Below are 14,631 nucleotides of genomic sequence, written 5' to 3'. Positions count from 1 at the left end.
AGCGCTTAAAGCCTGCATCATTCTGTTCAAGTAGCTTATCTATGTTTGGCATGGTTTCCAGCCAGTTGTGAGTGCATCAGTTATTGTAAAATCCTCTGCCACTTTTGCAAGAGGTCTAATAACTTAACTGGCTAAAGACTCAGAGTCAGGATGTGGTTCATGAGTTTCAATAACTGTTAGAATAATACGACTATCAGCTGAGCCTTTGTCTGACACCTTATCAAGCTTCATCGTGTCACTCTCTTGAGAGTCATCGACTTTAGGCTCTAAGGTCAGGTGTACGACACCGCCATTAACCAAATCTCCAAATAAAATCATACTTGCCAATGGTTTTTTGATTTCATCCTGAATCAAACGCTGCATCGGACGTGCACCCATTAGACGGTCATAGCCTTTATCTGCTAGGTAATCACGTACATCGTCATCAATCTCTAATGTCACTTGCTTATCATCAAGCTGTACTTGTAATTCAACCAAGAACTTATCGACAACCGATACAACAACTGACGTATCTAGAGGATTGAACTGAATAATGGCGTCTAAGCGATTGCGGAACTCTGGCGTAAAGACACGTTTCAGCGACTCTGTATTATCACGACTATGGTCTTGTTGCGTGAAGCCCATTGACGAGCGACTGATACTATCAGCACCAACGTTCGTTGTCATAATAACGATGACTTGCTTAAAGATGGCCACACGACCATTGTTATCAGTCAACGTACCATGATCCATCACTTGTAGTAACAAGTTGAACACATCTGGATGCGCTTTTTCAATCTCATCAAGCAACAATACACAATGTGGATGCTGATTGATTTTTTCGGTGAGTAAGCCGCCTTGATCATAGCCAACATAACCTGGAGGTGCACCGATCAAGCGTGATGCCGTGTGCGCTTCCATATACTCTGACATATCAAAGCGTACTAATTCTACACCTAACAGGTTCGCTAACTGACGCGATACTTCTGTTTTACCCACACCAGTCGGACCTGCAAACATAAACGAACCAATTGGCTTATCTGGGGCTTTTAATCCTGCACGTGATAGCTTGATAGCATCAGCCAACGTAGCAATCGCCTCATCTTGACCAAATACCAAGTGCTTTAGATCTCGATCTAGGTGCTCAAGGATACTCTTGTCATCACTCGATACAGATTTAGGTGGAATACGTGCCAGTTTAGCAATAATAGCTTCGATATCAGCAACATCAATTTTCATCGGTGGCTTTTGACCTTTTGATAATTTCACACCATCTGCTGATTTAGCACTATCGCTCGCTTTCGCAGTCGCTGCCTCATCCTGCATTTCATTATCTGTATCACCATCGATACCTTCGATATCAGCATCAATCTGCGCATCAAAATCTTGCTCTAAATCAGCAATGAAACTTTCTTCCGCTTCGATATCATCGACATCAGGCACCACACCTAAGCGCTTATACGCACCTGCTTCGTCAATTACGTCAATAGCTTTGTCAGGTAAAAAACGCTCATGAATATGTTTGGCTGATAACTGTACCGCTGTGACCAACGCTTCATCCGTATACTCAACATTATGGAATTCTTCATAACGAGGTTTCAGACCGCGTAGGATATCGATGGTGTCATCCACACTAGGTTCTTTAACATCGATTTTTTGGAAACGACGCGACAATGCATGGTCTTTTTCAAATACTTGGCGGTACTCAGTAAAGGTTGTTGAACCGATACAACGCAGCTCACCGTTAGCAAGCGCTGGCTTGATAAGGTTTGATACATCCATATTGCTACTCATAGATGAACCAGCACCAATAATCATATGAATTTCATCAATAAAAAGAATAGCATTTGGTTTTTTCTTTAGCGCATCAAGCAATGACTTCATGCGTTTTTCAAAGTCACCGCGATACTTAGTTCCCGCAATCAGTGAACCGATATCAAGGCTATAAATCACGCAACCGTTAAGAGGCTTTGGTGCTTTATCGTTAATGATTAACCATGCTAAACCTTCAGCGATAGAGGTTTTACCGACACCAGGCTCACCTACTAGCAATGGGTTATTTTTACGACGGCGGCACAGTACTTGGGCAGCACGTTCAATCTCAGAGGCACGGCCAATCAAAGGATCTGTTTTACCTTCAGCGGCTCGCTGGTTTAGATTGGTCGCAAATTCAACCAAGGGATCTTTGCTGGTCTTTTCAGAAGCACTACGACGCTCAGTGCCTGTAGAACCGCGTGATTCAGATGGCTCTTCTTTATCTTGACCATGTGATAAATACTGGGTTAGCTCAAGGCGACTGATACCTTGTTTTTTAAGCAGGTAGACAGCATAAGTATCGTGCTCTGAAAACATAGAGACCAAAATATCAGAGCCTTCTACCAAACGACCACCACCGATCGATTGCACGTGAAAAATAGCACGCTGCAAGATACGATCAAAGCTTTGAGTCGGCTGCGGTGACTGTTCTGTATCAGCATCGATAGTTGGCGTGTGTTTATTAATATAAACCTCAAGCTCAGTACGCAACGCCGAGACATTAGCATTACAAGCAGTCAACGTATTGGCAGCATGAGTGTTTTCTAATAAGGCCAAAAGCAAGTGTTCAACAGTGAGATACTCATGCGATTTTTGGCGCGCAAGCGTCATTGCTAAACGTAGAGAAACTTCAAGATGACGACTTAACATAACAACTTCCTACGGTTATATCTATCTTTATAATTGATAGTTTTATGAATGAGTTAGTAAGTAAATCAGGGTGGTAGATGAATTGTTCAAGGGCTATATTCGTATTATTAGAAGTCATGAATAAATGAGGTGAGCGGTAGACTATTGATTAAATACTATAATCTCGCTATCAGCCAACAGTAATCATAACTATCAATGGCCGCTTTTCTTTATATCAACACGATACTTCGACGGAGTCAATCTATTAACACAGACTAAAATGTATCAAAGCGTGCTACAAGCTAGTAGCGACAACCTTAATAACGAATATTAGATGTTGAAAAACTGATTAGATAGAAAGAGAGATTGATATTTGAAAAGCTAGAAATGACGTGGTTTTAGCAAATTCAACGGAGATACTTAGTCTAAAATTATTGAACAGGCTGTTTTAATAGATAGGGTTATTTGCCATATAAATCAAGACTCTATGGATAATAAAACTATTTTAAAAGATTATACTTGTATATAAAGGGAATGACTGAAAAGTCAAAAAAGCTCACTATGAAGGTGAGCTTTGAGAAGGATTACTTAGAAATAAAGAACAGTAGGTAAAGCTTTAATAGAGCCATATATCAGTATAAAAAATTAATAAACTGCTCTACTCGCCTTGATGTGGTTCGATTTGGGTCAATAACGGATAACCTTCACGATGTGCCAGACTATTTACTTTTTTAGCCTTGGTCTCGGCGATATCTTTGGGATAAATGCCAGCAATACCTTTGCTGCTATTATGAATAGTCAGCATAATCTCGACCGCAGAATCCATACTATGACGAAATTCTGACTGCAATATGTATACCACAAACTCCATCGGTGTGTAGTTGTCATTGTACATAACGACCGCATACATAGGCGGTTTGGCTACTTCAGGCTCTGCGACCAATACATCTGCTTGCGGTGACGTTTCACCATCGGTATCACCGTCTTGTGCACGATGAGCAGGCATATTGGGGAAGTGCCAATCAGCAACCGTTGGCGTGGCTTGTGATATCATTTTTTTCATCATAATCAAAATATAAGTATAAGGTAAGTTTAAGATAGAAGAGATTGTTAAGGCAGGCGATAAGGCATGGTATAAAGCACAACCACTAATTAGGGCCATTGTGCTTTGATTTCAACCACAGCATCGTCATTGAGTGTTTCAATAAGACATGAGGTAATTAAGGTACGATAGGACTTTCATCAACTTCTGGTAAATCTAGGAGCGATGGTAGCATGTTATCCACACTATCACCGAGCTTCCAGTCATACAACTGCTCTACTTTTTGACCACCAGCTTGCAAAGTCAGTTTGGCTTGCAATGGTCTAAAGCCTGATGGCATTACAAAGCGACCACGTATCCGAACGATACCTTCGATCATATGGTATGCAGGGTCAAGTGGCACCTCTACAAGGTCATCATTGTTAAGTAATGTCAATACAGGCCGTAGGCGTTTGGCTTGACCATCGCTACTGAGCATCCCAATATCAAAACCATACTCAAAAGCACTTTCAGGTAATGGCGAAATTTTGGCACCTAATACCTGTAAAGGCATACCACCTTTCTCACGGATGACATCTGAATATAGCTCATTGAGCTGTGATACTTGTTTATTTTCTACCGTCAATTCTTGCTGGCTTTCACGCAGCTCTTTTAAATTAGCCAAACTGATAGCCAGTTCTTGTTTGGCAGTTGCCGCTTGGTTAGTAGCTATCTTATTGCTAAGGCGCAAATCTTCTAGCGCTTGTGTCGCTTCAGTGCTATCGATGATTGCTTGCTTGGCTTCTGTTTCCATCGAATGAAGGCCACGTTGGTAACCAAGCTTATGACCGAATACCAGCCCAACCACCGCTGTCACTAGGACTGCCACTACAAACAGTGCCAATACCAATGTAGAAGCGCCGCGTTGTGAGCTAGCAATACCACTTATAGGGGCATTATTATTTCTAAAGGAATGCTGTTTGCGCTCCAAGCTAGGTATAACCGAGTCTTTGCACGATAGACGTGCTGGCTGTGAGCAAAAGCGTAGTACGAGCTGAACACGCATTTAGACAGTATCTCTTAAGGGTAAGGGCAAGTCATTATAGCCGAATTTATAATCAATACCTAGCACCGTAAATGTGAATGATTGGAATATGAAGTCTTTGATATTAAGGAACAATAGGTGCAAAGTTCAGACCCATTGACTCATCAAAACCGAACATCACATTCATGTTTTGCACAGCCTGCCCAGCAGCACCTTTGACTAAGTTATCTTGAACGACGATAACTGTTAGCTCAGCGCGCTCATTGTCCTGATGTACCGCAATGCGTAGACGGTTACTAGCGCGAACACTGCGCGTATCGGGATAAAGCCCCTTCGGCATGACATCAACAAACAACTCTGACGCATAGCTATTTTCAAACGCTTGCTGCCAATCGATAGCAGCACCAGCATCGGTCAGCTCCATATGAATAGAGCTTAGCATGCCCCGAATCATCGGTACTAAATGCGGCAAAAAGCGAATACGGTGTGTAAACTGACTGTCTAACAACTGTGCCACACCCTGCTCAATCTCAGGTAAATGACGATGGCCTTCGACGCTATAAGCTTTAAAACTATCTGTTGTCTCAGCATAGTTAAGTGCAAGTGATGCTTGACGACCTGCGCCAGACACCCCAGATTTTGCATCAATAACGATACGAGACTCGATCAAACGCTCTGCTTGCTTATTCTGAGCTTCGATAATTGGTTTTAGACCCAAAATCGCAGTGGTTGGATAACAGCCTGGGTTGCCTACTAGTAACGCATTTGCAAGCTTGTCACGATTGATTTCTGGTAAGCCGTAGACTGCTGTTTCCAACAACTCAGGACAAGCATGTGACTGCTTGTACCAATGCTCAAAGTCAGTCAGTGACTGCAAACGAAAATCAGCAGCCAAATCGATAACCTTAACCCCAGCTTGTGTAAGCGCTTCGGCTTGCTTCATTGCCACACCATGCGGAGTCGCAAAAAACACAACATCACATTTTTGCAATGCAGCAAGCGTATTATCACCCAAGTCGCTAAAAACGATGTCAGACACACCTCGTAAGCTTGGGAAGATTTCATCAGCACGAGTGCCAGCTTCGCTACGAGAAGTTAATAAATCAATAGAAACCTCAGGATGAGCAGATAATAAGCGAATGAGCTCAATACCCGTATAGCCTGTACCACCGACGATCGCTGCTGAAATCATAAAACACCCTTTTCTTGGTAAATACTGAATATGCACTGATAGATTCTATGTTTGCCTGTAATTCTACAAATATAGAACAAAGATAGAATCACTCTCTAAATATTCTGACTCTTAAATTTTATAGTCGTGTACTGCATCCACAAACACTTTGGCATTGTCAGGATTGACCCATTGGGTGATACCATGACCTAAGTTTGCTATGTAACCAGTCTTTTCACCGTCGGCGTAAGCACGGTCAAGCATGGCGTTCACTTCAGAACGGATAGTGGCAGGCGAGCCGTATAACGTCGCTGGATCTAAGTTACCTTGGATAGCTTTGCTGCTTTGCAGTTTTTTATGCTTTTTGGTCAACTGACGCTGACTCTTAGTCAGTACTTGACGCGCACGATCAATCGGCATCGTCCAGTCTAGACCTAGCACATCTGCTTCGCTGTCAGCCTGAATATCAAGCCATAACCCACCGCCTTTAGTGAACAGCACTACAGGTACTTGTGGATGACGTTCCTTTAGTTCGGCGACAATACGTTTATTATAAATGTGTGAAAATTCGATAAATTGACGATGGCCTAACGCCCCGCCCCAACTATCAAATATCTGAACGATTTGAGCGCCAGCTATGATTTGGGCATCTAAGTAGTCGATAACTGACGTTGCAAGCTTGTCTAATAACTGATGTAAAAAGTCAGGGTTACTATACAAGAAGCCTTTGGTATAACGATAATCCTTTGAGCTACCGCCTTCTATCATATAAGTAGCCAACGTCCACGGACTACCAGAGAATCCAAACAATGGCACTTGACCATTTAGCGCTTTGCGAATACTGGTTACAGCACGCATTACATAGTCAAGAGAATCATTAGGCTCAAGCACTGGCAATCTATCAAGATCAGCCTGCTCACGGATAGGATGTTTGAACTTAGGGCCTTCACCCGTTTCGAAATATAAGCCCAATCCCATCGCATCAGGGATAGTTAGAATATCACTAAACAAAATAGCAGCATCTAAGTCATAGCGACGCAATGGCTGTAGAGTCACTTCAGTAGCGCGGTCTGTATCTTTGCACAGGCTCATAAAGTCACCCGCTTCAGCACGAGTGGCCTTATATTCTGGCAAATAACGACCAGCTTGGCGCATCATCCATACCGGTGTGGTATCAATGGGCTCAAAACGTAATGCACGTAGCAATCTATCATTTTTTAAAGGTGCAAACTGTTGTTGAACCGAGTTACTACCGTCTGAAGCACTCATGTACAAATCTCCAAAACAGCACAATATCCATATTTATCAATGGATATTGTGCTGGATAAAATAAGTTGAATAAAAAAGGTTATATGAAAGCGCTATACAGTTAATGCAAGATTGTCGCGGTGTACCATGACGACACGTTCTTCGCTACTGCCAAAGATCTTATCGAACTGTTCGGTACGCTCACGAGCGACGCGGCGCGCATCATTCGATGAAAAGTTTACCTGCCCGACGGCTATACGTTCGCCAGTATCTTGATGGATGATTTCTACCACATCACCTTCATCAAATCCGCCCTGCACTTCTACAACACCCACTGGCAATAAACTTCTATTGTGCTCAGTCAATGCTCTTGCAGCACCTGCATCGACAACCAAACTACCTGACATACGCAGATGCGCAGCTAGCCACTGTTTACGCGCGATGATTTTATCTTCGTCATTAGTCGTCAGCAAGGTACCTACGGCTTCGCCTGATACCACACGAGTGATAACGTCATCGATAGCACCGCTAACGATAACGGTAGGACAACCACCCATTGCTGCAAGGCGTCCAGCACGGATTTTGGTCAACATACCACCGCGTCCAAGTTTACCGCCGTCTCCTGCAATATCAAATAAATAATCCGCCATTGCACGCTCTTGACGAATCATCTTAGCATCAGGATTATCACGTGGGTTATCAGTGAAGACACCTTCTTGATCGGTTAAGATAATGTACAAATCAGCATTAACCATTGCGGCTGCCATCGCACCCAAGGTATCGTTATCACCAAATTTAATCTCATCAATCGTGATGGTATCGTTTTCGTTGATAACAGGTAGTACGCGCCATTCTAATAACTGTGTCAGCGCATCCGTCGTATTGAGATAACGACTACGATTAGATAAATCATCATGAGTTAGGAGTAGCTGCGAGCTTTGAATGCCATGCTGAATCAAAGCTGACCACCATGTTTCAATCAACCCCATTTGACCAATAGAAGCACAGGCTTGTAGTGCTGCTAGTTTCTTAGGACGTTCCTCAAGGTTCATACGTACCACACCTTCAGCAACAGCACCTGATGATACCAGCAGTACCTCAACGCCTTTTTTGTGCAGCTTAGCAATTTGCTTTGCCCACTCATATATGGCAGTACGATCCAGCCCTCGACCGTTATTGGTTAATAGTGATGAACCAATTTTGACAATAACGCGCTGAATATCAAAGTTGCGAGTTTGCTTAACAAATCTTGCTTCTTCCATCGTGTTTGCTATGTCATCTGCCATATAAACTCCTTTTTTTCATATAAATTGATTGTAGGGATTAAATTCACAATTCAAGTATAACTGCTCAAGCATACTAGCTTAAGGAACGTACATTACCTCAACGCCATCGTCATCATCATCGTCAAAATCAGACGCATCCAAGCCTTCACGCGCCGCTTTACGAGCTGCACGATATGCTTCACGCTGTGCTTCAGTGTTAAGACGTACTTCAGCTTCTAGACGCTCAAAACGTTCTTTTTGTGCTTCAGCGAAGATAGGATCTTCTATTTCACGCTCACGCTCAAGTTCGATATCATTCATTAGATGATATTTGACCGCATCAACGCCTTCACCAGTTAGCGTTGCCGTACGGAAGACCATACCAGTCCAACCAAGCTCTGCGACAATATGAGTACAAAGCGCATTCAAATCTTCATCATTGACCTGATCGATTTTGTTTAATACCAGAATCTGCGGCAAGTTGGCCAATTCAGGAGAAAAACGCTCAAGCTCGTTTAAAATAACACGGGCATTCTCGACTGGGTCGCTGCCATCAACAGGCTTAACATCAACTAAGTGTAGCAGACGACGCGTACGCGCAACATGCTTCAAGAAGCGAATACCAAGTCCGGCGCCTTCTGATGCACCTTCAATAAGACCAGGAATATCTGCCATTACAAATGAGCGATGACGACCAATATCGACCACACCCAAGTTTGGTACTAAGGTGGTAAACGGATAGTCAGCTACTTTTGGTCTAGCAGCAGAAACTTGACGGATAAAGGTCGATTTACCAGCATTAGGCAAACCAATCAAACCAACATCAGCCACTACTTTTAGCTCAAACTTAAGAACTTTTAGCTCACCTTCAAAACCTGACGTCGCTTTACGCGGTGCTTGGTTGGTCGAGCTTTTGAAATGGGTATTACCTAGACCACCGTCGCCACCTTTGGCAATCAGTAGTGTCTGGCCAATCTCAATCAAATCGCCCAATACTTCGTCTGTTTCGGTATCAACTACCGTGGTACCAACTGGTACTGGTAAATAAAGATCATCAGACCCTTTACCTGAACAGTTTCTACTATGGCCGTTCTCAGCACGCATGGCGTCATGACGACGCGTATAACGATAGTCAACTAGGGTGTTGGTGTTGTCTTCTGCAATGACATACACATCTCCGCCCTTGCCGCCATCACCACCATCAGGTCCACCACGTGGGACATACTTCTCTCGGCGAAAACTGGCGATTCCGTTACCACCGTCACCTGCTTTTACCGTTACGACGGCTTCATCAATAAATCGCATCTTACGTTCCTTAATTCACAATCCAGTCTATAAACTGGTTACAACCAACGGTTGTATTTTGGGGTTTTGCTATGTTGTTGCGTCAAAATAAGCACTGTATAAATACTACTTTTACTTAGTGCCCATTATGACAATAACACCCGATAATCAATCGGACTATCGGGTGTTTAAGTATGACAGTTAAAGTCCTACCAAGCTATTTAAAGTAGCATCTGCTACAGCGCCATTCTTGTGACACAATAGCGCTACTATACTTGGTATGACGTATTGCTCTACTGTATTTCGTATTCTATGCTGGAATCTGAACGTAGCTGATCCCGGCCATTTGTGTCGCCAAACGCAATACCTGAGTACTATAACCTACTTCGTTGTCGTACCAAACATATACGATAGCTTGGTTGTCAGTCAAAATAGTGGCTTGAGCATCGATAATACCAACATGAGTCGTACCAACAAAGTCAGTTGATACCGCTTCTGTAGAATCTGTATAAGCAATCTGCGACTGCCAAGTGCTGCTGTTAGCCATTTTACGCAAGAACTCATTCAACGCATCAGCGCTTGCTGGTGCAGTTTTTAGATTCACGTTCAAGATTGCTAGGCTGACGTTTGGTGTTGGTACACGAATAGCGTTACCTGTTAGCTTACCATTTAGTTCTGGCAATGCTTTACCAACGGCTTTTGCGGCACCAGTACTGGTGATAACCATGTTCATCACAGCACTACGACCACGGCGGTCTGCTTTATGATAGTTATCAACCAAGTTCTGATCATTGGTAAATGAGTGAATAGTCTCTACATGACCATTTACAATACCGTACTCATCATTCAATACATTCAGCGTTGGCGTAATCGCATTGGTCGTACAGCTAGCAGCACTAACGATCGTATCATCACCAACGGTATCATTGTTCACACCATAAACGACGTTTTTGATATCACCGCCAGCAGGTGCTGTTAGCAACACTTTTTTCACGCCAGTAGACTGTAAGTGTTTGCCAAGGCCTGCTTCGTCTTTCCAAATACCGGTGTTATCGATAACAAGAGCGTTATCGATACCATAAGCAGTATAGTCGATTTCGCTTGGGTCTTTGGCATAGATAACTTGTACAAAACGACCATTAACGATCATGCCGTTATTATCATCATCAATGCTAATGCCACCTAAGAATCTACCATGGATTGAGTCACGCTCAAGCAATGAGATACGTTTAGCCAAGTCACCAGCAGCGGCTGGACGTACAACAATCGCTTTCAGTTGTAGACCTTTTGCGCTTGAGGCTTGTGACAATAGCAGACGAGTCAAAATACGACCGATACGGCCGAAACCATACAGCACAACATCCGTCGCGCCATTTACAGCACCAGCGTTGTTAATAGACTGTAGAGCGGTTTGTAAGTCAGTATCATTAGCAATCAATTGACCAACATCGATACGAGTGGCTTGGATATCAGTGTTTTCTGAGATAACTTTTACCATCGCTAGAGTATCAGCGATATCGATAGCTTTGGCGCTATGGTCGCGTAGTGCTACTTTTTGATGTAAAGCAAGTATTTGACCAACTGAGGTAGAGTCTAGCGTTTCGCCAAACAAAGTCACTTGTACGTCTTGCTTGTTATAGAGCTTGTTTAGTAGCCCCATAAGCTCAATCGCTTGTTGCTCTTGATTGTTGTAGTTGTTCAAGTGGTCTTGATGTAATTGGCGTAAGGTATCAGCGTTGCTCACGAGAAACATCCTTATGGTCAGTAATGTATGATCAATAAAATATGAAGAAGTGTAAAATAGATAGGTCGTGTATGCTCTAAATGGCGACTCTAATATGATAATCAACCACTATCAATATGGGTTATTGACGCTAGAGTATTTGAATCGCCTAGATTTTAGCCTAAAACGCCTCATTTTGCCAGTGGTAACCGATTAGCTAGCGTGCATAATAGGTTTTACTCTTATATACAGCTCTTATATATAGTTCTCATATACAGCTAGTAATAAAAATAAAGGCAGCCACATATGCTGACTTATCGAGACGTAATTAATAATAATCGCTATAGAGATAGATTAATTAAAGCAGTAATTTCAGTTACATCTATTATGGCGCTAGATTCACCGTTTGGTTGCTCTGCGACGTCAAGGTAAATTCTTTTAAGTCATAACCTTGCTGCTGAGCGATTTGACGATATTTAGTATACGTTTCCTGACTGATATTTGGCGAGCGTGCTAGTAGCCATAAGTATTTTTTATCAGGCGTTCCTACTAGCGCAGTTTTATACTCTGCATCACGTGCCAGCACCCAATAATCAGCACGGCCGACTGGAATCCAGCGAATCCACTTCGGCAAGAACGTCACTTTTAGTTTGCTGCCGCTTTCATCGACTGGCTTAGCCAAGCCTTCTGCAACAATACCCGAACCATCCTCGCTCACACACTTATTAGTAACCGTGATTCCCGAACCGTCATCTTTTTGAGCATAGTTGGCGGTGACATCACCAGCACACTTGCGCTGGAAATACATTGGCAAACGGCCAATCTCATACCAAGTACCTGCATAGGTATTAAGATCTACGCTATCTACAGTAGTTGGCGTGCTTGCAGATTTATGAATAATATCGCTTGGCTTAACCGATAGCACATCAGTCGTGGTCTTCTCGCTCATCGCATCATCAGACATGCCATTAGTTGCCGTGTTATTAGTTGACATATTCATTGGCGGCGTGGCCGCATAGGCTGAGAACGCTGCTAACGGTATAATAATCGCTAAAGCAATGCCTGTATGTTTGATAAGTCCATTCATAAATATGCGCTCCGGTATTTCTTTATAAGATGAATTATTTGTTGATGAATCACTGATTTTCTCAGCGTCGATGGCGTGTTCAGAACTACTGTTTAGATTATCTATTTGATCCTCTAACAGTCCTGACATTAATGGCTCATCTTCATTTAGCTTTTGTGGTTGCTTATTTTGTAGTTGCTTATTTTGCGCTGACTTATAACCAGATGATTTATAGCCACTAGCCACGTCATGATTGTCCTCATTGCTATTTTTTAGATCTTTGCTTATTTCATTGTTACTCATAGCTGACTCTTTTGCCCTAGGGCTTTTGTCGGCGCTTTTGTATCCAAAATAGCTGTCTTGCGAAGACGTGTCTTTTGCCAGATGGTGCGAATATTCGCCATTCGAGCTGTCGTGATTATAGCTAGCATCGTTACTAGCTTGGTTTGTCTGTTGCGTATCATCGCCATATTCATTGTCATTGAGCGATTGCTTAGGCTGCTGAAGTTGAGAACCAGCTGCCTGTGAATCAGTCCATGCTGACTCAGGTAACTTATTGGTTTTCATAGGAGTACCATTCTTAAATAGTGATTGTTAAAAACGCTTTATGTACGGCATCTATTTGGTCTCGTTTTCTAAAAGCCATTTGCCTTGGTATAAATTATTCGTGCAAAACTTGACTCTACAAAAGCTTTTTTATTATTGTATTTTGAGCATTACTTTTGGCTAGTCACTTGTCTATAGAAATAAGATCAACGTATCGTAGATATGCAATATATATTAAGGACAACTGGACTATTAAAACAGTAGTGCAATGTAGGAAAACGCAACGGTTTGTAAGTAACTATAGGGTTTGAGTGTTGTTTGAACACATCATAACCACACAGTTACTTACTGGATAACTAAGTTAAAAATCAGTTATTTGAACTTACTAAGCTTAATACGCAAGTCTAATAGGGGTCACATTCAGGCAAATGGAATTATAGCTTGTAGATAGCTTTCTTGAGTCATGCGGATTATATAAACTGACGAATACCTGCCACACCGATACCGCCATACTGCAATGCTTGATTGAACATAGCAGGCTTCAGACCACCTAACCCAATGACAGGCATATCTGCTAACTCTGCTAACTCTGACCATGCTTCCCAGCCAAGCGGTGTGTCATCAGGATGCGTTTGGGTAGCGAGCACAGGTGATACGAAAGCACCAATCACGGGTGGTAATGCATTCTCTATGCGCATGCTGGCAAGTTGATTGGCTGCCGTTATGCTCGCAATGTCATGGCAGCTGACGATAAGCGGATGGTCTTTAGATAACGACTGCGTGAGAGCTGTAGAACTGCCTACATCATTGAAACACTGCATCAGTGTCGAGTGTGTCAAATGCTTGGCAACTATTCGCTGGCTAATCTCTGTCTCATTAGCGGTTAATGAGCCTTGCTCATTCAAAGGCTGCTCATTATCATTAGGTAAAATCGCTAAAATATCTGGGCGTGCCGTCATCAGTTGCTCAGCAAGATGCTTAGAATTTGTGTCCTTCAAGCGGATATATACCCACGACTCTAATGCTAGATTTTCTTGGTGATACTGTAGCCATGCCGCGGCGGCATCAGTGTGTGTGCCAAAATGTGCCAAAGGATAAGTAATCGCTATCTTCGATGAGAGTTTCAACCATTCAAGGATTGTCTTATTAGCAGCGGGCAGATGATACGCTCCTGCCAAAAGCTGTGATTTGCTTACCCAAGTTAATGCCTGCCCTTCTAAACCCTGCTTACGATGTTTATGCTGCTCGTACTGCTCTGCTGTCAGCTCAATCTTATAAACCTGTAAGCTGACCTGCTTGTCGCCATAATCATGATGCAAACGCCCAAGCTTAACGATAGTATTATCATCAAGTAAGATACCTGTCTCTTCAGCCACTTCTCTTATCAACGCCTGCGCTGCTGACTCATCTGCTTCTATCTTTCCCCCGACAAACTCATAACGATTTCCTTGATGCTGAGTAGCATCTCGAAACCCAAGTAAATACTGATCTTTATAATGAATGACAGCCACTGCAACATTTACGATGTTAGGTTTGTTAGTTTTCGTCTTACTTTCCGGCTTGGTCTCTGATTGTTGATTTGACCCGTTCAACATACTTATATCCTTTATTTCGGTATT

At 42.7% G+C, this 14,631-nt stretch carries 9 protein-coding genes and 1 pseudogene; all 10 read right to left on the bottom strand.

Annotated features, from left to right (window positions below; genetic code table 11):
* Nucleotides 1-267: 267 nt before the first annotated feature.
* Nucleotides 268-2,664: pseudogene (locus I3249_RS01745) on the bottom strand (AAA family ATPase); the annotation flags it as partial.
* A 637-nt stretch (nt 2,665-3,301) separates the two neighbouring features.
* A complete protein-coding gene (locus I3249_RS01740; protein WP_101206289.1) occupies nt 3,302-3,697 on the bottom strand; it encodes an ATP-dependent Clp protease adaptor ClpS in 396 nt (131 codons plus the stop codon).
* Nucleotides 3,698-3,863: 166 nt separating this feature from the next.
* Nucleotides 3,864-4,730: a hypothetical protein gene (locus I3249_RS01735; RefSeq protein WP_238068243.1), complete on the bottom strand. Its 867-nt coding sequence runs from the start codon at nt 4,728-4,730 to the stop codon at nt 3,864-3,866.
* A gap of 103 nt (nt 4,731-4,833) precedes the next feature.
* Nucleotides 4,834-5,901 carry an N-acetyl-gamma-glutamyl-phosphate reductase gene (gene argC / locus I3249_RS01730; protein ID WP_238068242.1) on the bottom strand — a complete coding sequence of 356 codons (1,068 nt, stop codon included), beginning with the start codon at nt 5,899-5,901 and terminating at the stop codon, nt 4,834-4,836.
* A 111-nt stretch (nt 5,902-6,012) separates the two neighbouring features.
* The gene (gene hemE / locus I3249_RS01725) at nt 6,013-7,149 is read right to left on the bottom strand and encodes a uroporphyrinogen decarboxylase (RefSeq protein ID WP_238068241.1); all 1,137 of its coding nucleotides are present in this window, start codon (nt 7,147-7,149) and stop codon (nt 6,013-6,015) included.
* Nucleotides 7,150-7,241: 92 nt separating this feature from the next.
* Nucleotides 7,242-8,414: a glutamate 5-kinase gene (gene proB / locus I3249_RS01720; RefSeq protein WP_238068240.1), complete on the bottom strand. Its 1,173-nt coding sequence runs from the start codon at nt 8,412-8,414 to the stop codon at nt 7,242-7,244.
* Nucleotides 8,415-8,492: 78 nt separating this feature from the next.
* Nucleotides 8,493-9,698, bottom strand: coding sequence for an Obg family GTPase CgtA (gene cgtA / locus I3249_RS01715; RefSeq protein WP_057759175.1), 1,206 nt, complete (start codon nt 9,696-9,698; stop codon nt 8,493-8,495).
* A gap of 289 nt (nt 9,699-9,987) precedes the next feature.
* Nucleotides 9,988-11,430, bottom strand: coding sequence for a glyceraldehyde-3-phosphate dehydrogenase (locus I3249_RS01710; RefSeq protein ID WP_238068239.1), 1,443 nt, complete (start codon nt 11,428-11,430; stop codon nt 9,988-9,990).
* A gap of 355 nt (nt 11,431-11,785) precedes the next feature.
* Nucleotides 11,786-13,033, bottom strand: a complete 1,248-nt coding sequence (locus I3249_RS01705; RefSeq protein WP_238068238.1) for a lipocalin family protein — start codon at nt 13,031-13,033, stop codon at nt 11,786-11,788.
* Between the two features lie 449 nt (nt 13,034-13,482).
* Nucleotides 13,483-14,607: an NUDIX domain-containing protein gene (locus tag I3249_RS01700; protein WP_238068236.1), complete on the bottom strand. Its 1,125-nt coding sequence runs from the start codon at nt 14,605-14,607 to the stop codon at nt 13,483-13,485.
* Between the last annotated feature and the right edge of the window lie 24 nt (nt 14,608-14,631).

Origin of the sequence: Psychrobacter sp. Ps1 (assembly GCF_022129425.1) — a bacterium.
In the GTDB taxonomy this organism is placed as follows: Bacteria; Pseudomonadota; Gammaproteobacteria; order Pseudomonadales; family Moraxellaceae; genus Psychrobacter.
This window is presented reverse-complemented; position numbering and strand designations above follow the sequence as displayed.